The sequence below is a fragment of the Enterobacter sp. SST3 genome (assembly GCF_000286655.1).
Classification (GTDB): Bacteria; Pseudomonadota; Gammaproteobacteria; order Enterobacterales; family Enterobacteriaceae; genus Enterobacter; species Enterobacter roggenkampii.
In genome coordinates, this window is sequence record NZ_ALNS01000043.1 from 1 (window position 1) to 18,850 (window position 18,850).

17 protein-coding genes and 1 pseudogene are annotated in these 18,850 nt (G+C 57.5%); 4 read left to right on the forward strand and 14 right to left on the reverse strand.

Annotation, left to right across the window (positions count from 1 at the left end):
* Positions 1–24 precede the first annotated feature (24 nt).
* The 4 genes from proY to phoB form a co-directional block, all read right to left on the reverse strand.
* Positions 25–1,398 carry a proline-specific permease ProY gene (proY, locus tag B498_RS01510; RefSeq protein WP_008503261.1) on the reverse strand — a complete coding sequence of 458 codons (1,374 nt, stop codon included), beginning with the start codon at positions 1,396–1,398 and terminating at the stop codon, positions 25–27.
* Positions 1,399–1,479: 81 nt separating this feature from the next.
* Positions 1,480–2,799 carry a branched-chain amino acid transporter carrier protein BrnQ gene (gene brnQ / locus B498_RS01505; RefSeq protein WP_008503262.1) on the reverse strand — a complete coding sequence of 440 codons (1,320 nt, stop codon included), beginning with the start codon at positions 2,797–2,799 and terminating at the stop codon, positions 1,480–1,482.
* 409 nt (positions 2,800–3,208) lie between these two features.
* A complete protein-coding gene (gene phoR, locus B498_RS01500) occupies positions 3,209–4,504 on the reverse strand; it encodes a phosphate regulon sensor histidine kinase PhoR (protein ID WP_008503264.1) in 1,296 nt (431 codons plus the stop codon).
* A gap of 21 nt (positions 4,505–4,525) precedes the next feature.
* Positions 4,526–5,215 carry a phosphate response regulator transcription factor PhoB gene (phoB, locus tag B498_RS01495; protein ID WP_008503265.1) on the reverse strand — a complete coding sequence of 230 codons (690 nt, stop codon included), beginning with the start codon at positions 5,213–5,215 and terminating at the stop codon, positions 4,526–4,528.
* Positions 5,216–5,402: 187 nt separating this feature from the next.
* On the opposite strand from phoB, the gene sbcD reads away from it, so the two are divergent.
* Together sbcD and sbcC are read left to right on the forward strand one after the other, a co-directional pair.
* On the forward strand, positions 5,403–6,608 hold the full coding sequence (gene sbcD / locus B498_RS01490) for an exonuclease subunit SbcD (protein ID WP_008503266.1): 1,206 nt from the start codon (positions 5,403–5,405) through the stop codon (positions 6,606–6,608).
* Positions 6,605–9,736 (forward strand): exonuclease subunit SbcC, encoded by a 3,132-nt coding sequence (sbcC, locus tag B498_RS01485; RefSeq protein WP_008503267.1) that lies wholly within the window; start codon positions 6,605–6,607, stop codon positions 9,734–9,736. The genes sbcD and sbcC overlap by 4 nt, the downstream gene beginning before the upstream one ends.
* Before the next feature lie 110 nt (positions 9,737–9,846).
* On the opposite strand, the gene mak is transcribed toward sbcC, so the two are convergent.
* On the reverse strand, positions 9,847–10,752 hold the full coding sequence (mak, locus tag B498_RS01480; protein WP_008503268.1) for a fructokinase: 906 nt from the start codon (positions 10,750–10,752) through the stop codon (positions 9,847–9,849).
* A 123-nt stretch (positions 10,753–10,875) separates the two neighbouring features.
* On the opposite strand from mak, the gene rdgC reads away from it, so the two are divergent.
* Complete coding sequence (rdgC, locus tag B498_RS01475; protein WP_008503269.1) at positions 10,876–11,790, forward strand: recombination-associated protein RdgC; 915 nt, start codon at positions 10,876–10,878, stop codon at positions 11,788–11,790.
* 48 nt (positions 11,791–11,838) lie between these two features.
* Here the strand turns inward: rdgC and ppnP are convergent, their stop codons facing one another.
* From ppnP to B498_RS01450, 5 genes are all read right to left on the reverse strand, one after another.
* Positions 11,839–12,126, reverse strand: a complete 288-nt coding sequence (gene ppnP, locus B498_RS01470) for a pyrimidine/purine nucleoside phosphorylase (protein ID WP_008503270.1) — start codon at positions 12,124–12,126, stop codon at positions 11,839–11,841.
* 71 nt (positions 12,127–12,197) lie between these two features.
* Positions 12,198–12,875 (reverse strand): AroM family protein, encoded by a 678-nt coding sequence (locus B498_RS01465; RefSeq protein ID WP_008503271.1) that lies wholly within the window; start codon positions 12,873–12,875, stop codon positions 12,198–12,200.
* A gap of 237 nt (positions 12,876–13,112) precedes the next feature.
* Positions 13,113–13,304: a protein YaiA gene (gene yaiA / locus B498_RS01460; protein ID WP_008503272.1), complete on the reverse strand. Its 192-nt coding sequence runs from the start codon at positions 13,302–13,304 to the stop codon at positions 13,113–13,115.
* A gap of 44 nt (positions 13,305–13,348) precedes the next feature.
* Positions 13,349–13,873, reverse strand: coding sequence for a shikimate kinase AroL (aroL, locus tag B498_RS01455; protein WP_008503273.1), 525 nt, complete (start codon positions 13,871–13,873; stop codon positions 13,349–13,351).
* A gap of 141 nt (positions 13,874–14,014) precedes the next feature.
* Positions 14,015–14,476 carry a YaiI/YqxD family protein gene (locus tag B498_RS01450; protein ID WP_008503274.1) on the reverse strand — a complete coding sequence of 154 codons (462 nt, stop codon included), beginning with the start codon at positions 14,474–14,476 and terminating at the stop codon, positions 14,015–14,017.
* A 97-nt stretch (positions 14,477–14,573) separates the two neighbouring features.
* On the opposite strand from B498_RS01450, the gene proC reads away from it, so the two are divergent.
* Positions 14,574–15,383 (forward strand): pyrroline-5-carboxylate reductase, encoded by an 810-nt coding sequence (gene proC / locus B498_RS01445; protein WP_008503276.1) that lies wholly within the window; start codon positions 14,574–14,576, stop codon positions 15,381–15,383.
* A gap of 16 nt (positions 15,384–15,399) precedes the next feature.
* Here the strand turns inward: proC and adrA are convergent, their stop codons facing one another.
* The 4 genes and pseudogenes from adrA to iraP all read right to left on the reverse strand — a co-directional run bounded on the left by adrA (position 15,400) and on the right by iraP (position 18,790).
* Positions 15,400–16,503 carry a diguanylate cyclase AdrA gene (gene adrA / locus B498_RS01440; RefSeq protein WP_008503277.1) on the reverse strand — a complete coding sequence of 368 codons (1,104 nt, stop codon included), beginning with the start codon at positions 16,501–16,503 and terminating at the stop codon, positions 15,400–15,402.
* Positions 16,504–16,605: 102 nt separating this feature from the next.
* On the reverse strand, positions 16,606–16,926 hold the full coding sequence (psiF, locus tag B498_RS01435) for a phosphate starvation-inducible protein PsiF (RefSeq protein ID WP_008503278.1): 321 nt from the start codon (positions 16,924–16,926) through the stop codon (positions 16,606–16,608).
* A gap of 89 nt (positions 16,927–17,015) precedes the next feature.
* Positions 17,016–18,430 (reverse strand): annotated as a pseudogene (gene phoA, locus B498_RS0121765) (alkaline phosphatase).
* Between the two features lie 99 nt (positions 18,431–18,529).
* Positions 18,530–18,790 carry an anti-adapter protein IraP gene (gene iraP / locus B498_RS01430; protein WP_008503281.1) on the reverse strand — a complete coding sequence of 87 codons (261 nt, stop codon included), beginning with the start codon at positions 18,788–18,790 and terminating at the stop codon, positions 18,530–18,532.
* Between the last annotated feature and the right edge of the window lie 60 nt (positions 18,791–18,850).

Below are 18,850 nucleotides of genomic sequence, written 5' to 3' on the forward strand. Positions count from 1 at the left end.
GCAGCGCCACCCGGCATTTTTACCTTACTGCGCTTCTGCCAGCTGACGGTCGCGGCGGCATTTAAACACCCAGCCCACCAGCAGCAGCACGATCCACGCGCAGCCCACGTAGAGCGAAATGCGGGTGTCCGGATGGTAGCCAATCAGGCCAATGATAAACACCAGGAAGATCAGCCCGACGACGGTCGTCGCAACGCCGCCCGGTACTTTGAACTTCAGCGCTTTCGCCTCATCCGGCGACAGGCGACGGCGGAAGGCAATCTGCGACAGCAGGATCATGATCCACACCCACACCGTCGCGAAGGTCGCCAGGGATGCAATCACCAGGAAGACGTTTTCCGGCATGATGTAGTTCAGATAAACCGAGAACAGCAGCGCCACGGTCATCACCACAACGGTCACCCACGGCGTGCCGCGGCGTGAGGTTTTGGCGAACACCTTCGGCGCACTGCCCTGCTCCGCCATGCCGTGCAGCATACGGCCCACGCCAAAGACATCGCTGTTGATCGCCGAAAGCGACGCGGTCAGCACCACAAAGTTGAGAATGCTGGCGGCAAACGCAATGCCCATATGCTGGAAAGTCAGGACAAACGGGCTACCGTTGGTACCCACCTGATTCCACGGGTAGATGGACATGATCACGAACAGCGTACCCACGTAAAACACCAGAATACGCATCGGCACCGAGTTGATCGCACGCGGAATGGATTTCTCCGGGTCTTTCGCTTCACCGGCGGTGATACCGATAATCTCGATACCGCCGTAGGCGAACATCACCATCTGCAGCGACATCACCATCCCGAGCCAGCCGTTGCTGAAGAAGCCACCGTTGCTCCAGAGGTTATGGATCCCGGTCGGCTGCCCGCCGTTGCCAATCCCCCAGATGATGATCCCGAAACCGGCCACAATCATGATGATAATGGTGGCGACCTTGAAGAAGGAGAACCAGAACTCCAGCTCGCCGAACACCTTCACGCTCATCAGGTTGACGGCGCAAATGATCAGCACCACGCTCAGCACCCAAATCCAGTGCGGCACCGCCGGGAACCAGACGCCCATATAGATGCCAAACGCCGTCACGTCGGCTATTGCCACGATCAGGATTTCGAAGCAGTAGGTCCAGCCGGTGATAAACCCGGCCAGCGGGCCGAGGTTTTCCTGCGCGTAGCGCGAGAAGGAGCTGGCGGAGGGGTTATGAACCGACATTTCGCCGAGGGCGCGCATGATGATATACGCCGCCACGCCGCCGATGATGTACGCCAGCAGCACGCTTGGACCGGCCATTTTGATGGCATCTGCCGAGCCATAAAAAAGACCGGTGCCAATAGCAGAGCCCAGCGCCATAAAGCGGATGTGGCGCGTGCTCAATCCACGTTTAAGTTTGTTAGTGCTTTCCATTTAAATCTTGCCATTCAACACGAAAAAAACAAAAAACCACGGGGCCTTAAGCCCCGTGGTTAAACAGTTTGTTGCCGTTGATTAATGGGCGTTCGATGCGACCTGACGCCCTGCAGCACGGTCCCAGATAACCGCCAGAACCAGTGCAACAACGGTAGGCATCAGCCAGGCCAGGCCCTGCTCGGACAGCGGCAGACGCTGTGTCCAGGCTGGCAGAATTTCAGCGAACGCTGATGCTTTAATCCCATCAAGGATACCAAAAATCAGGCTGATAAACATGGCTGGCGCAATAATTCGTGAGGAGTTGTTCCACCACGGGCGGGTGAAGCTCAGCACCACCAGCACGATGCACGGCGGATAGATCGCCGTCAGTACCGGAATAGAGACCTGAATCAGGTGGCTCAGACCGAGGTTGGATACCGCCATGGAGAAGATACCAAGGATAAACACCAGGGTGCGGTAAGAGAGCGGCAGGTACTGCGCAAAGAACTCAGCACAGGCGCAGGTCAGGCCAACCGCGGTAACCAGGCAGGCCAGGAAGATGAGCGCCGCCAGCAGCATACTGCCCGCACCACCGAAGGTGTGCTGGACGTAGGCGTGCAGGATAGCCGCACCATTCGCGTTCTGATCGACCAGCATCGCGCTATCGGAGCCCAGGCGGAACAGCGCCAGATACAGCAGCGTCAGGCCTACACCGGCCATCAGGCCAGCCCAGATGGTGTAGCGGGTCAGCAGACGCGCTTCGGTCACACCGCGGGAACGCGCGGCGTTAACGATAACGATACCAAACACCATCGCGCCCAGCGTATCCATCGTCAGGTAGCCGTTCACAAAGCCGTTAGAGAACGCGGCGTTTTTATAGGCGTCCATCGCGTCGCTAATCGGGCCTGCAGGCCAGACGATAGCCGCCACCGCCAGAACAATCAGCGCCACAATTTTCAGCGGAGCCAGGAAGTTACCCACGGTATCCAGCAGTTTGCCCGGATAGAGGGAAACCAGAATCACGATAGCGAAGTAGATCAGGCTGTAGATGAACAGCGGCATCGCGCCGTCACCGGTCAGCGGAGCAATACCCACTTCAAAGGAAACGGTCGCGGTACGCGGGGTGGCAAACAGCGGACCCACGGCCAGGTAGCAGACGGTAGCCAGCAGAACGCCCGCCACTTTGCCAATCGGGGTGCTGAGGCTATCCACACCGCCGCCGACTTTCGCCAGCGCGATGACGGTCAGCACCGGCAGACCCACGGCAGTAATCAGGAAACCAAACGCGGCGGTCCAGACGTGTTCACCCGCCTGTAAGCCAACCATTGGAGGGAAAATGATGTTGCCTGCGCCAACGAACAGCGCAAATGTCATAAAGCCCAGCGCGATGATGTCACGCGATTTTAAGTGATGGGTCATAAAACCTTACTGCCTGTGGATGTGGTGTTGAAAACATTGAGATTTTCGCTGCCCCTGACGGGACGATACAGCCGAAAATTTGCTCAATTTTAGCGGGATATGCTCCCGTCCTGGCGTGGAGAAGAATAGTTTTTCGATTTACCACGCAAATACAGTCGGTCTGACAGTATCTGGGGGGCAATTTAAACGCTTATAACGTTTAAAGGCAAGGTGGGATCGTAAAACCAGAACAATATGCCAGCATGAAAATACACTCCAGCACAATACGCTAATTATAAGAAAAACCCATGGCTAATCATGCGAACAAAAAACAGCCAGCCGTATAAAATTCACACGCGTTTCGCTTGACTGCAAAGCAAACGGGCCAGCGATGGCTGACCCGTGGAAAGGTAAAATGACACGCCTGCCGTCAGGCGATCTTTTTGGCAATTAATCGTTCCGGGATCACGAAGCTGAAGCGGGTTCCTTTACCCAGGGTACTCTGAATATCGAGACGGCTTTCATGGTGATTCACCGCGTGTTTCACAATCGCCAGCCCCAGGCCGCTTCCGCCCGTCTGCCGCGATCGTGCTTTATCCACGCGATAGAAGCGCTCGGTCAGACGCGGAATATGCTCCGGCGCGATCCCCGGCCCGTTGTCCTCCACGCTAAACTCGGCCCCCGTTGGGGTATGCTGCCAGCGCACCACGATCTCCGTCCCTTCCGGCGTATGGTTTACCGCGTTATACACCAGGTTGGAGATAGCGCTACGCAGTTCATCTTCGCTGCCCAGCACCTTTAGCGTGTTGTCGACCTCAAAGGTCAGGTGATGCTTTTTGTGGCTTAACGTCTGCGCTTCACGCTCCACGACCCGCAGCATCATTGGCACATCAATAGTGTCATTCAGCGCGAGCGTGGGTGCCGCTTCAATCTTCGAGAGCGTCAGCAGCTGCTTCACCAGGCCCTCCATCCGGTGCGTTTGCTCGCGCATGGTGTGCAGCGCTTTTTCACGCGGCGCACCTTCCAGCGTTTGCTCCTGCATCATCTCCAGGTAGCCCTGCAGCACGGTCAGCGGGGTACGCAATTCGTGACTGACGTTGGCGAAGAAGTTGCGGCGCGCCCCTTCCAGCTGGTGCATCTGGGTGACATCGCGCGCCACCATCAGCCACTGCTTATCGCTGTAGGGCATCACGCGGATCTCCAGATGGCGACCGTTATTGAGCTTGAGATTGTGCGGACGGGTAAAATCACGCTTTTTCAGGTACAGCGTAAACTCGGGATAACGCAGAAGGTTGAGGATATTCTGGCCATTATCATCCGGCCAGCGCAGGCCCAGCAGCTGCTGCGCCAGGCCGTTACACCAGAAGATCGTCCCTTCTTCGGTGGTCAGAATGACCGCATCCGGCAGCGACTCCGCACCGCTGCGAAAACGCTTAATCAGGCTTCCCAGCTCGCGGCGGCGCTTTTTATTTCGCATCTGCATCTGGTGCAGACCGTACAGCAGCGGCTCCCAGCTGCCGCTTCCGGGCGGCGGCGTCATGCTTCGGTCAACCCACAGCCACCAGGAGAGGCGCAGCAGGTTCCAGAAATGCCAGATCAGCAGCCCGGTGACCGACGCCAGCAGAAACCACGGCAGATGTCCAAGAAAGGCCCCCAGAATGAAGGCCGGAATACAGCATAAGATCAGTTCAAAGACGAGCCTTTTCCATGACAGACGTTCCAGCACGCGTCACACTCCTGTCATTGTTCAGAAACGGGTAGAAAAACGATAACCCGTGCCGCGGACCGTCTGCACCATGCGATCGTGGCCGCTCAGTTCCAGCGCTTTTCGCAGGCGGCGGATATGTACGTCAACCGTCCGGTCTTCGACATACACGTTAGTTCCCCAGACGTTATTCAGCAACTGCTCGCGGCTGTACACGCGTTCCGGGTGGGTCATAAAGAAGTGCAGAAGTTTAAATTCGGTAGGCCCCATGTCGAGGGGATTTTCACCGGTCATCACGCGGTGAGAAGTCGGATCAAGGCTCAGCCCCTGCATTTCAATCACCTCTTCCACCGCCATCGGCGAAATACGGCGCATCACGGCTTTAATGCGGGCCACCAGCTCTTTGGGGGAGAACGGTTTGGTAATGTAATCGTCCGCGCCGGTCTCCAGACCGCGCACACGATCCTCTTCTTCTCCGCGCGCCGTAAGCATCACAACCGGGATGTCGCGGGTCAGCGCTTCACGCTTCAGGTGTTTGATAAACTGCAGTCCGGAGCCGCCGGGCAGCATCCAGTCCAGCAGAATCAGATCGGGCCAGGGTTCATTCAGCTGGTTCACTGCGCTGTCATAATCTTCCGCTTCAACCGGCTGGAAGCCGTTTTGCTCGAGCACGAAGCACACCATTTCACGAATTGGAGCTTCATCTTCTACGACCAGAATACGTCTCGCCATACTTTGCCCTGTCTTATCTTATTTACGTTACAAGTTTGTAATTCGGCGCCATTATGCGTCAGATTTATGACAGATTTATGAAAAACAGTACCACTATAAATGGCAAACTGTTGTTTTATTACAGCGGTTATTTTCCCTTCTCTGAACGTTTATAATCCTGCTTTCTCTTTTTTGCCACGGATCAGCTATGCGCATACTTCACACCTCGGACTGGCATCTGGGTCAAAATTTTTACAGCAAAAGCCGTGCGGCTGAACATGAAGCGTTCCTGAACTGGCTGCTGGAAACGGCCCGGACGCATGAGGTGGACGCGATTATCGTGGCGGGAGATATTTTTGATACCGGCTCGCCGCCGAGCTATGCCCGTGAGCTGTACAACCGCTTCGTGGTGAATCTGCAGCAAACCGGCTGTCATCTGGTGATTGTCGCCGGCAACCATGATTCCGTCGCGACGCTTAACGAATCCCGCGACATCCTGGCGTTTCTCAATACCACCGTCGTCGCCAGCGCCGGGCACGCCCCGCAGATCCTGAAAAAGCGCGACGGGTCGCCCGGGGCGGTACTGTGTCCGATTCCCTTTTTGCGTCCGCGCGACATCGTGCAAAGCCAGGCGGGGCTGTCGGGCGCGGAAAAGCAGCAGCATTTGTTACAGGCGATCGCCGACTATTACCGCCAGCAGCACGCCGAAGCCTGTGCCCTGCGCGGTGATCAGCCGATTCCGGTGATTGCGACCGGGCACCTCACCACCGTCGGGGCCAGTAAAAGTGACGCCGTGCGTGACATCTATATCGGCACGCTGGACGCCTTTCCGGCGCAGCTCTTCCCGCCAGCCGACTACATTGCGCTCGGACACATCCACCGGGCGCAGATCGTCGGCGGCTGCGAGCACATCCGCTACTGCGGCTCGCCTCTTTCGCTCAGCTTTGACGAAACGGGCAAAGCCAAATCCGTGCATCTGGTGAGCTTTTGCGAGGGCAAACTCAGCGCCGTCGACACGCTGGAGGTGCCCGTTACCCAGCCACTGGCGGTGCTGAAAGGCGATCTCGATGCCATCACCGCCCAGCTGGAGCAGTGGCGCGGCGTCGAGCAAGATCCCCCCATCTGGCTGGACATCGAAATCACCACCGACGACTACCTGCACGATATGCAGCGGAAAATCCAGGCGCTGACCGAAGACCTGCCGGTAGAGGTCTTGCTGGTGCGCCGCAGCCGCGAGCAGCGCGAGAAAATTCTGCTAAGCGCTCAACGCGAAACGCTCAGTGAACTGGGGGTCGAAGAGGTATTTGAACGCAGGCTCTCACAGGAGGAGATTGACGATGCGAAGCGCGCAAGGCTCAGCGAACTGTTCAGCCATACCCTGCATGCGCTCAATGACGAGGAAGAAAACGCATGAAAATTCTGAGCCTGCGCCTGAAAAATCTCAACTCCCTCAAGGGCGAGTGGAAAATTGACTTTACCGCTGAGCCGTTTGCCAGCAACGGGCTGTTTGCCATCACCGGCGCAACCGGGGCAGGTAAAACCACCCTGCTCGACGCCATCTGTCTGGCGCTTTATCACGAAACGCCGCGCCTGAATAAAGTCTCCCAGGCGCAAAATGACCTGATGACCCGCGACACCGCCGAGTGTCTGGCGGAAGTGGAGTTCGAGGTAAAAGGCACCGCCTATCGCGCCTTCTGGAGCCAGAACCGGGCGCGCAACCAGCCGGACGGTAACCTGCAGGCGCCGCGCGTGGAGCTGGCGCGCTGCGAAGATGGCAAAATCCTGGCCGACAAAGTGACGGATAAGCTGGAGCAAACCGCCGCGCTCACCGGGCTGGACTACGGGCGCTTTACCCGCTCGATGCTGCTCTCTCAGGGGCAGTTTGCCGCCTTCCTTAATGCCAAGCCGAGCGATCGCGCCGAGCTGCTGGAAGAGCTGACCGGCACCGAAATCTACGGTCAGATTTCCGCCATGGTGTTTGAGAAACACAAAGCGGCCCGCAGCGTGCTTGAAAAGTGCGAGGCGCAGGCGGCGGGCGTCGTGCTGTTGAGCGAAGAACAACAGCAGCAGTTACAGCAAAGTTTGCAGGCACTTACTGACGCAGAGAAAACCCTGCTGGAACAGCAGCAAAACCAACAGAAACATTTTCAGTGGCTTACGCGCCATGATGAGCTTGCGCGCGAGCAACAGCGCGTCGCCGCAATGCAGCAGCAGGCGCAACAGGCGCTGACGGACGCTGCGCCTGAGCTGGCAAAGCTCCAGCTCGCTCTGCCCGCCGCCCAGCTTCGCCCGCTCTGGGAACATCAGCAGGAGCAAACCGCGCGTCTGGCGCAAACGCAGCAGCGAATTATCGAAGTAAATACTCGCTTACAAGCCAGAACCGCGCTGCGTTCACGTATTCGCAATACCGCCCTGCGTAACCACGAGCAGCTACAGGCCGAACTGACGGCGCTGGCGCAGTGGCTGACGGAGCACGAGCGCTATCGTCTGTTAGGCCAGGAGATTGCAGGCTGGCGCGCCCAGTTCTCTCAGCTTAACCGTGATAAAACGCAGTTAGCCTCGCTTGCTGCGCGGATAGGTGAATTACGCAACAGGCTGGCTGCGATGCCGGAAAGCGCGTTGACGCTGACGGCGGATGAGGTCAGCGCGGCCATGGAGCAGCAGTCCAGGTCCCGCACGCTGCGCCAGCAGCTGACGTCGCTGCATGCCCGCTATCAGCCGCTGCAAAAGCGCCTGCGCCAGAGCGGTGAAAGCGTGCAGAAGGCCGAGGCCGAACAAAATAAACTCAATGAAACGCTGACGCTGCGCCGCCAGCAGTACAAAGAGAAAAACCAGCACTATCTCGATCTAAAAGCCCTGTGCGAAACCGAAGCAACAATTAAGAAGCTGGAGCATTACCGCTCCCGGCTTGAGGCGGGCAAACCCTGTCCGCTGTGCGGTTCCTGTGAACATCCCGCCGTTGAGCAATATCAGTCGCTTGAGCTGACGGATAACCAGCGCCGCCGTGATGCCCTGGAAAAAGAGGTCGGCGCCCTTAAAGAGGAAGGCCTGCTGGTGCTGGGACAGGTCAATGCCCTGACTCAGCAGATCCAGCGCGAGACAGACGACGCGCAGACGCTTTCTCAGGAAGAGCAAGCGCTCACTAAAGAGTGGGTGGCGGCCTGCACGTCCCTGAACATTACCTTGAATATTCAGGACGATATCGCGCCATGGCTGAACGAACAGGAACAGTACGAGCGCCAGCTTTATCAGCTCAGTCAGCGTCTCACCCTGCAGAACCAGCTGAGCGAACAGGACGCGCAGGAGCGGCAGTATCAGCAGCAGCTGGCGGCCACGCGGCAGGCGCTGGAACATGCCCTGCTCGCGCTCTCGCTTAACGCACCTGAAGAGGGTCAGGAAGCCGCCTGGCTTCAGGCCCGCGAAGCGGAATTCACGCAGTGGCAGGAGAAGCAAACGCAGCACGGCGTGCTTCAGGAACGCATAAACGCCCTGAAGCCGCTGCTCGACGCGCTTCCGGCAGCGAACAGCGAAGACGCCGAACCGGTTATTCCTGATAACTGGCGCGCCATCCACGACGAGTGCGTGTCGCTGCAAAGCCAGCTGACCGCGCAACAGCAGCAGGAAGGGCTGGAGCGAGAGCGCCTGCAGCAGTCGCAGACGCAGTTCACCGCGGCGCGCTCGGCGAGCTGCTTTGCCGACCAGGACGCGTTTCTTGCCGCCCTGCTGGATGACGATGCTATTCGCCACCTTGAACAGCTGAAACAGTCGCTGGAAAACCAGATCCAGCAGGCCGCGGCGCTGTGCGGGCAAGCTAACCAGCAGCTGCAGTCTCATCTGGCGCTGCGCCCGGAAGGGCTCGACGCCGATGCCGCCACGCTGCAAAGCCAGCTGCAGCAGCTGGCGCAACAGCTGCGCGAGAACACCACGCATCAGGGCGAGATCCGCCAGCAGCTTAAGCAGGACAGCGATAACCGGCAGCACCAGCTGGCGTTGATGCAGCAAATTGAAGAGGCCGCGCGCCAGGCGGATGACTGGGGTTATCTGAACGCGCTGATCGGCTCCAGCACCGGCGACAAGTTCCGTAAGTTCGCCCAGGGGCTGACGCTGGACAATCTTGTCTGGCTGGCTAACCAGCAGCTTAACCGCCTGCACGGACGTTACTTATTGCAACGTAAGGCCAGCGACGCGCTGGAGCTGGAAGTGGTGGATACGTGGCAGGCGGATGCGGTCCGCGATACCCGTACCCTCTCCGGCGGCGAGAGCTTCCTGGTCAGCCTGGCGCTGGCGCTGGCGCTTTCCGATCTGGTGAGTCATAAAACGCGAATCGATTCCCTGTTCCTGGATGAAGGGTTCGGCACGCTCGACAGTGAGACGCTGGATACCGCGCTGGATGCGCTCGACGCGCTGAACGCCACCGGGAAAACCATCGGCGTGATCAGCCACGTTGAGGCGATGAAAGAGCGTATTCCGGTGCAGATCAAAGTGAAGAAGATTAACGGGCTGGGGTACAGCAAGCTGGATAAAGAATTTGCCGTGCAGTAAAGGTCCACTCCACTTGTAGGCCGGGTAAGGCGTAGCCGCCACCCGGCTTTTTTATTGTGGCTGCCTGAATTCGCCCGGTGGCGCTTCGCTTACCGGGCTTACAGAGCCGTTTATTCTGGCCACAGCCACGCCGCGCCGCGCACGCCGCTGGAGTCCCCGTGGACGGCTTTGCGGATCGGCGTTTCACACTCGCCGCCGAAGACCCACTGCTTCACCAGGTTCGGCACCGTGGCGTACAGCCGGTCGACGTTGCTCATGCCGCCGCCCAGCACAATTACGTCTGGGTCGAGAATATTCACCACGTGCGCCAGGGATTTCGCCAGCCGCATTTCATAGCGGCTCAGGGCCAGCTCCGCCACCGGATCCTGCGCTTCGACCAGACGCATGATCTCATTTCCCTTGAGCGGCTGGCCGCTCAGGCGGTGGTAATCGGTCGCAAAACCGGTACCGGAGATAAAGGTCTCAATACAGCCCTGTTTTCCGCAGTAGCACGGCACTTCGGTGCGGTATTTGAGTTCGTCTTCATCCATCCACGGCAGCGGGTTGTGCCCCCACTCGCCCGCGGTGCCGTTACCGCCGATATGGGCGCGCCCGCCGAACGCTACGCCCGCACCGCAGCCGGTGCCGACGATCACGGCAAACACGGTCTGGGCACCGGCCGCCGCGCCGTCGATGGCCTCAGAGACCGCCAGGCAGTTGGCGTCGTTGGCCAGACGCACTTCCCGCTTCAGGCGCGCGCTTAAATCTTTATCAAACGGCTGACCGTTGAGCCAGGTGGAGTTGGCATTTTTAACCACGCCGGTATACGGCGAGATCGACCCCGGTATCCCCATCCCGACGCTGCCGGTTTGCCCTGTCGCCTGCTCGGCCATCTCGACCAGCCTGGCAATCGTCTCGATAGTCTGGTGATAATCATCGCGCGGCGTTGGCAGACGATGGCGAAACAGCTGCTCCCCCTGCTCGCTCAGTGCGATGACTTCTGTTTTGGTGCCGCCCAAATCGATCCCAATACGCACAAGACTCTCCTCATTATTTTGATTATCAACAGACTAGAAGCACGCTTCCCGATTAGCAATGCAAGCGATGCGACAATTCGTTATCATGCCCGCTGATTTAACGACAAGGCCGTGGAAATTATCATGCTGTGGTTCAAAAATTTGATGGTTTACCGTCTCAGCCGCGACGTTTCGCTGCGTGCAGAAGAGATGGAAAAACAGTTAGCCGCTTATACCTTTTCCCCTTGCGGTAGCCAGGATATGGCGAAAACCGGTTGGGTTCCGCCAATGGGTTCACAAAGCGATGCACTGACCCACGCCAGCAGCACGGGTCAAATCATCGTCTGCGCCCGTAAAGAAGAGAAAATACTGCCGACGCCGGTGGTTAAGCAGGCACTCGAAGCGAAAATTCTCAAGCTGGAAGCCGAACAGGGCCGCAAGCTGAAAAAGACCGAAAAAGATTCGCTGAAAGATGAAGTACTGCACTCCCTGCTGCCGCGCGCCTTCAGCCGCTTCAGCCAGACCATGATGTGGATCGACACCGTTAACGGGCTGATCATGGTGGACTGCGCCAGCGCCAAGAAAGCAGAAGATACGCTGGCCCTGCTGCGTAAGAGCATCGGCTCGTTACCGGTCGTTCCGCTGGCGCTGGAAACGCCAATTGAGTTAACGCTGACCGAATGGGTACGCAGCGGTGCTGCGGCTCAGGGTTTCCAGATCCTTGATGAAGCCGAGCTGAAAGCCCTGCTGGAAGATGGCGGCGTGATCCGCGCGAAGAAGCAGGATCTGGTGAGCGACGAAATCGCCGTCCACATCGAAGCGGGTAAAGTGGTCACTAAACTGGCGCTCGACTGGCAGCAGCGTATTCAGTTCGTGATGTGCGACGACGGCTCCGTGAAGCGTCTGAAGTTCTGCGACGAGCTGCGCGATCAGAACGAAGATATCGACAGGGAAGATTACGCCCAGCGTTTTGACGCGGACTTCATCCTGATGACCGGCGAGCTGGCCGCGTTGATTCAGAATCTGGTGGAAGGTCTCGGCGGCGAAGCGCAGAGATAACGGGCAAACCGTAGGCCGGGTAAGCGTTAGCGCCACCCGGCTAATTTTTTATTTCAGGTAGCGGCACAGATAAGAGGTAGGTTCAGCCACCTGCAGATGGAACTCACTGTGGCCAGGGACGTTGAAAACCTGTCCGGCTGCGTAAACTTTCCATTCCGTTTCACCCGGTAGTAAGACGTTCAGCGCCCCGCTGACGACCGTCATCTCTTCCGCTTCCGCCGTGCCGAAGGTGTATTCCCCTTCCGCCATGACGCCAACGCTGGCGCGGCCAGTGCTGCTGCTGGTAAAACCAATGGATTTCACTTTACCGGAAAAGTATTCGTTACTCTGAAGCATGAACTGGCCCTTATATTTTTAGATAAAAATTCACTATAGGGGCCATGCTCATCACCTGTCACGCAAAATCATTACATGAGCAGTTCCGAGGCCAGGCGAGCCATCAGAACGTTGGATAACAGCACCGGCACATCCAGCGCTTTTTGCAGTAAATCACGATGATGCTGGTGGAACCCCAGGCAGTCCAGAATAAGGACATCGGCCCCTCTTTCCAGCAGTTCCTTCCCGGCCGCAATGAGTTTGGCCTCGCTGTCCCAGAACGGATTCGCCAGCGCGTACAAGGGCACTTTTTCCAGCACGTGCCATTTTGCCTCCTGGTTATCCATGAGCTCCTCGATGGGGACAATCACCCCCACCTGATGACCATCCACGATGGAGGCCACCAGCGGCGGAATGATGCGCATCGGTTCCAGCAAAATCGCATTGCGCGCCGTAAGTCCCTTTATGGGGGCGGTGCTCATCAGCAAAATAACGTCATAGCCCTGATTATCGAGCACTTCTATTACGCCCTGCAGCGAGCGCTCGATCTTCTGGCGGGAAACATGCGCCAGTTTACCGTCACTTAATAACGTCGCCAGGGGATCCTCCCCCGCCTCGACAGCGTAGTCTTCCATGACCTCTTCCCGACTCATCTTGCCCAGCAGGCTGAGATGCGTAATCTGTTGTTCAGATACATGCTCGGTTAAGAGCGGTAACACTTCGCTTACAGGGACCACACCAATGGTGAGGATCGCCAACGTTGCCTTCATCTTTATCGCCTTCCATTACTCCAACATCGTGCACACAGGTACAGGCTCACTACGCTGCACAGTTCGTTTTTTCAACAAAACAGCACCAAGCGTAGCAGGTGATCCCGACACCGAAATGTAAAGATCGCCTGCCGATACCAGAGTTACTTGTATTAACTAAATATTAACTCCTGCTTAACTTTTACGATGAGTAAAAAGTGTGATTCAGGCACGATCCTGGAGCGTTTAGGAAACCGCTCAGGTTATGTCGGGATCTTCATAGCGCCGCTTCGCATCCAGCGCTTCCTGTTCCGTCTCGTGTTCACTGATCAGCGAGTCGGGTTTGGGGTGATCGGCACGCAGTTGATACCAGGTCACAGTGTGACCTGTCTGGCCTTTTTCAACGGTCACAATGCGCGCTTCACGCGGATAGGGAGGTCTTGTTGGCATAGCTCATCCTTTTTTTATGTCTGAGCTATAAGTATAGACGCCGCTTAGCTGGCACACGCCAAACGCAGGGCGGTAATAATCTGAATCACAACGTCTTCGGGAGAGGCGGACGCATCCACCACGTGGTGAGCCGCCTCGCGGTATAACGCATCGCGTTCGGCCAGCACTTCACTCACCTCTTCGTTCAGCGGCCTGGAGGTCAGCGCAGGGCGTTGCCCCTCTTCCGGAAAGGCTTCCAGACGCCCAACCAGGGCCGACACCGGCGCGCTGAGGTAAATCACAATCCCCTTTTCGCGCATAAAGTGACGATTACACTCCGCCAGAACAATGCCACCGCCGGTGGCGATCACCGCGGACGGGGTCGTGACCGCTTTCAGCGCGGCCGTTTCGCGTGCGCGAAAGCTCTCCCAGCCTTCCTGCTCAACAATGTCGGCGATAGTTTTTCCGGCCTCGGTTTGCAGCCAGTGGTCGGTATCCACAAACTGGCGATGACACACGCGTGCCAGCTCCAGGCCAACGGTGGTTTTCCCACAGCCGCGGGGGCCAACTAAAAAGATGGGTTGGGTCATAGCCAGGTGTTCCCCTTGATGCCGGAAGGCTGAAGAGTGTAAAGAAATAATTGCAGAAGATGTTGCGATTACTTTACTGCAAAGCGGTACGGGATGACAACCCTGTGGAGGCCACACTGTACCACACATTGACAATAATTATCATTTCGCTGTACGGCGCTTCACTTCCAGCAGCCATTTATCCAGCTCGGCAGCAAACTGCTGGCGATCGCGCTGTGAGAGGCTGTCCGGCCCACCGGTCTGCACGCCGCTGGCCCGCATGGTATCCATAAAATCGCGCATCGTAAGCTTCTCGCGGATGGTCGACAGCGAGTATCGCTCTCCGCGCGGATTGAGCGCCGCCGCCCCTTTCTCCAGCACGTCGGCCGCCAGCGGAATGTCCGCCGTGATCACCAGATCTTCCGCGCTGCACAGGCGGACAATTTCGTTGTCTGCCACGTCGAATCCGGCAGGCACGCGCAAAGAACGAATGAAGCGCGAAGGCGGCACGCGAATGTTCTGGTTCGCCACCAGCGTCAGCGGCATCTGAACGCGCTCGGCGGCGCGAAATAAAATCTCTTTAATCACGTTCGGACACGCGTCCGCATCAACCCAAATCGCCATATTGTCTCCCCATAATGACTCTGCCGACTATTGTCGCCTGCATTTCGTTGTTAAGCTATCAATCAGAGAAAACAACGCATAATGACGGAGGATCGTGATGGACAAGAAAATCGGGTTTATCGGCTGCGGTAACATGGGCAAAGCCATTCTGGGCGGCCTGATCGCCAGCGGGCAGGTGCTGCCGGGTCAGATTTGGGTCTATACCCCGTCACCGGACAAGGTCGCCGCGCTGCGCGATCAATACGGGATTAACGCCGCCGAAAGCGCGCAGGAAGTGGCCCAGGTCGCCGATATCGTCTTTGGCGCCGTCAAGCCGAACATCATGATCAAAGTGCTGAGCGACATCACCTCCAGCCTGAATAAAGATACGCTGGTGGTGTCGATTGCCGCGGGCGTGACGCTTGACCAGCTGGCGCGCGCGCTGGGCCATGACCGCAAAATTGTTCGCGCAATGCCCAATACCCCCTCGCTGGTTAACGCCGGCATGACCTCCGTCACGCCTAACGCGCTGGTGACCCCGGAAGACGTAGCCGATGTGCTGAACATTTTCCGCTGCTTCGGCGAAGCGGAAGTGATTGCCGAATCGATGATCCATCCGGTGGTGGGCGTGAGTGGTTCTGCGCCTGCGTATGTCTTCATGTTCCTGGAAGCGATGGCCGATGCCGCCGTGCTTGGCGGAATGCCGCGCGCCCAGGCGTATAAGTTCGCCGCGCAGGCCGTCATGGGCTCCGCCAAAATGGTGCTGGAAACCGGCAAACACCCGGGTGAACTGAAAGACATGGTTTGCTCCCCGGGCGGTACCACCATCGAAGCGGTGCGGGTGCTGGAGGAGCGTGGATTCCGCTCGGCCGTCATTGAAGCAATGGCAAAATGCATGGAAAAATCAGAGAAGCTGAGTAAATCCTGATCGTTTCAGTCGGGCGTCAGGCGGCCACTTCGGTGCGGCTGCGCCCGGCATTTTTCGCCCTGTACAGCGCCACGTCAGCCGCCTTTAGCCATTCCCGATAATGTGCAAACTGCGGCCCCCAGGGGGCAACGCCCACGCTGATGCGCAGCGCCTCTTTTGGCGCGCACGGTAGCGACAGCTTTTCCAGCCGCTCATGCACCCGGGACATGACGGCGATGGCGCTTTCCGCTGCGGTCTGCGACATAATCACCGCAAACTCATCCCCGCCAAACCGGCCGATGGCATCACCTGACCGTACCGACATCTGAAGCTGGCGCGTGATGGCAATGATCGCCTCATCCCCCACGGCGTGCCCCCAGGTATCGTTGATATTTTTAAAGTGGTCGATATCAATCAGTAAAATCGTGGCGGTGCAGCGATCGCGGCGGCAATGCTCAAATTCATTTCGCAGCAGCATTTCCCAGTGTCGGCGATTATAGACCCCGGTCATGCCGTCGCGGGTGCTCATCATTTCCAGCCGCTGCTTGTGCTCAGCAAGCCTGACGGCGGTGCGGTGGCTGAGCCAGGCAAACAGCATGGGATAAAGCACCAGTACGGGAAGCGTTAAGCTCCACTCCACGAGGTCGGGGTTGAAGACGGCCACGCGCCCAACAAGCGGCAGCGTCACCAGCGCGGAGAGCAGAGTCAGCAGGATCCCCGGGATAAACAGACGACAGCCCCCGGAGCCCATCATATTCATTCCGACCATCATCACCAGCGCTGCCGAGGGTAACGCGCTCATCCCCATCACGCCGATCCAGAGCCCGGCAATAATGGCATCGATCTTAAGATTGAACTCTTCCTGCTGATGAGGTGACGCGGCCCGGCAGGATAACTGCCAGGCGAAATGGGGCCAGACGAACGCCCACCCCACCAGTAAAAGCCACCAGCCTCCGGGTAAAAAATGGGTGACCAGCATCCCCGCAACCGGGAAAAACATCGCTGCCAGCCCCACGGCGCGCGCCAGCCGAACGCGCCGGGCAAACTGAATGCCGGCGCGGTGAGGGTCATCCTGAGAAAGGGTTAAATTCCACTCTTCCCGAATGCGCTTTGTGTTGTAATACGTTTCATCATTCATCATTTTTGGGAATATTCTGAAACATTTTCCCAAATTATAGAGAGGGGGTCTGCGGGGAAAGTATGAAATTTCGGGTGAGCCGCCGGAGCCGCTCACCCGTTCGAACTACACTTTTTTCTTCAGGCAGGCACTCATGAACTTGCTGCGGTCATCCCCTTTCAGGGACTGCTCGGTGGCCTTGGCATTACACTCGCGCATCTTTTGCTGCTGAGGCGTCAGGCTTTTTTCAGCTGGCTTTGAAGCGCCGTTTTTGAGGCAGTCGCTCATGTAGGTCTTGCGGGCATCGCCCTTCAGACTCTGAGACGTCGCCTGTTGATTACAGGTGGTCATACGCTGCTGCTGCGGCGTTAATGTTTTCTCTTCCGCGTTCGCCGATGCGACCAGGAACAGGCCGGAGAGCAGAGTAACCAGTAATGTTGTTTTCATTGCACCATCCTTTTGTGAACATTCCCTGTAAGTCTGGTTCGTGACAGGAAAAAAACCACCCGGCAGATGTGATTTCCGCCGGGAATTTATCATTTCAGACCCAGCGCCGCCTTCATGGTGTAGAACAGATCCGTTTGATCGGTCAGGCCTACCACATTGGCCGCGTGCGGGCCGTAGGCGGCAATGCGCAGCTGGGTGCCGGTGTGCTCCATAGACTCTTCTTCAGAGTTGCCGTAGCTCATCACCATGACGGCGCCATCTTTGGTGTTGAGCGCCTGCGTCAGGCCAGGGGCTTTGGTATCTGGTGGAACGATCTGGCTGGCGTGCGCGTGATCCGCGGTGACGATCACCAGGGTGTTACCGTCTTTTTTCGCGAACGCGAGCGCCTTCTGCACCGCTTCGTCCAGATCGACGGTTTCGCCAATCTGACCGCACGGATTTGCCGCATGATCCTGCTTATCGATCGACGCCCCCTCAACCTGCAGGAAGAACCCTTTTTCGCTCTTGCTCAGCAGATCGATCGCCTTATCGGTCATCGCCGCCAGCGTCGGTACGCTGTCCGTGCGTTTAGGGTTAGGCGTACAGGTCACTGCTGGCTTATCGATATTGCCGTGATATGAGGCTTTTGGACCTTCCCAGCGCACGGGCATGTTGCCGTCAGAGAACAGCCCCAGCAGCGGTTTGTCCTGGTTCGCCTCGGTTATCGCCGCCAGCGAATTTGCGTCACTCACCAGCTGATAGCCGCGCGCCTGCGCCTGCTCGCGCAGCGTTTTGCCCTGCCACTCGCCCGCCGTCGCGGTTTCCGCGAAGGTTTTCGCGCCGCCGCCCAGCGTCACGTCAGGACGCGCATTCAGCAGCTGTTCCGTAATCGAGCCTTTGCCGCCTTTTTCCAGCGCGTTCGTTGGGCATTTTTCGCTGGTCACTGACGGGCCGTAGCATTTACGCGAGGTCACGTGTGCCACCAGCGCCGCAGGCGTCGCATCCTGAAGTTCAGCAGTGGAGACGTTACCGGTCGCCAGGCCCGCCGCTTTTGCCATCTCCAGAAGGGTTTGACGATCTTTTTCGTGAATATCCACGCCCAGCGCGCCATTATAGGTTTTCACGCCGGTGGACCACGCCGTGGCCGAGGCCGCAGAGTCCGTTACGTAATCCGGTTTACCGGTTTTTTTATCCAGCGCGTAGTGGGTATATTGTCCGGTCAGCGGTAATGCGTCGATACCTTTAAAAAAGCCGCCCGCCCCTCGGCATAATTTCGCGCCGCCGTGATTTCGGAATCACCCATTCCATCGCCAATCAGCAGAATAATATTTTTCGCCGGTTTTTCATTAAGCGAAGCGCGAATGGCGGCGGTTTGATCTTCCGACAATCGGCGCGCGCCGCCGGGCTGGGTGATATCCCCTTTTGCCGCACGATTATCCAGGACGCTGGTTTGCGTCGTGTCAGCATAAATGGCAGGGGTAATTAACAGAGGAAGTAATGCGATGAAAAGTGCGCTCTGTTTCAATTTATTTTCTCCATGTAAAAATACATAAAAATAAAAACAGAGCGACTATAGGCATCCTGCATGACAATTCTATGACACGTCGTTACGTCCTGTGACGGTTTAGCTGCGCGGATGCCTTAACAGCTTCTTTACGTACTGGTGGAGCATCTCAGCATCTTCAACCGGTACCTGCGATTCAGGCCTGACGCTCTCCAGCGCGCCTTCCACGCTCTCAATCAACGCCTGCTGATCGGATTTCGCCATTTGTCGCAGCAGCGCGGTGACCACAATTTCAAGCGCTTCGACCTGGGCCACCAGCTCTTTTGACTCTTCTTCCTTTTGTGCCAGCTTGACCAGCAATTCAGCAATGAGGTTTTTCATCGTGCCAGTTCCTTTTCAGTTTTATCTGACGTTATCACTCTGAATCCATAATGCAAAGAG

Excerpts from the sequence above, each read along its gene's own strand:
- B498_RS01450 (WP_008503274.1), bottom strand. The coding sequence starts at position 14,476 with ATGGCGATTTGGGTTGATGCGGACGCGTGTCCGAACGTGATTAAAGAG.
- sbcC (WP_008503267.1), top strand. The coding sequence starts at position 6,605 with ATGAAAATTCTGAGCCTGCGCCTGAAAAATCTCAACTCCCTCAAGGGC.
- rdgC (WP_008503269.1), top strand. The coding sequence starts at position 10,876 with ATGCTGTGGTTCAAAAATTTGATGGTTTACCGTCTCAGCCGCGACGTT.
- ppnP (WP_008503270.1), bottom strand. The coding sequence starts at position 12,126 with ATGCTTCAGAGTAACGAATACTTTTCCGGTAAAGTGAAATCCATTGGT.
- yaiA (WP_008503272.1), bottom strand. The coding sequence starts at position 13,304 with ATGCCAACAAGACCTCCCTATCCGCGTGAAGCGCGCATTGTGACCGTT.
- psiF (WP_008503278.1), bottom strand. The coding sequence starts at position 16,926 with ATGAAAACAACATTACTGGTTACTCTGCTCTCCGGCCTGTTCCTGGTC.
- adrA (WP_008503277.1), bottom strand. The coding sequence starts at position 16,503 with ATGATGAATGATGAAACGTATTACAACACAAAGCGCATTCGGGAAGAG.
- proC (WP_008503276.1), top strand. The coding sequence starts at position 14,574 with ATGGACAAGAAAATCGGGTTTATCGGCTGCGGTAACATGGGCAAAGCC.
- iraP (WP_008503281.1), bottom strand. The coding sequence starts at position 18,790 with ATGAAAAACCTCATTGCTGAATTGCTGGTCAAGCTGGCACAAAAGGAA.
- proY (WP_008503261.1), bottom strand. The coding sequence starts at position 1,398 with ATGGAAAGCACTAACAAACTTAAACGTGGATTGAGCACGCGCCACATC.
- aroL (WP_008503273.1), bottom strand. The coding sequence starts at position 13,873 with ATGACCCAACCCATCTTTTTAGTTGGCCCCCGCGGCTGTGGGAAAACC.
- phoB (WP_008503265.1), bottom strand. The coding sequence starts at position 5,215 with ATGGCGAGACGTATTCTGGTCGTAGAAGATGAAGCTCCAATTCGTGAA.
- sbcD (WP_008503266.1), top strand. The coding sequence starts at position 5,403 with ATGCGCATACTTCACACCTCGGACTGGCATCTGGGTCAAAATTTTTAC.
- brnQ (WP_008503262.1), bottom strand. The coding sequence starts at position 2,799 with ATGACCCATCACTTAAAATCGCGTGACATCATCGCGCTGGGCTTTATG.
- B498_RS01465 (WP_008503271.1), bottom strand. The coding sequence starts at position 12,875 with ATGAAGGCAACGTTGGCGATCCTCACCATTGGTGTGGTCCCTGTAAGC.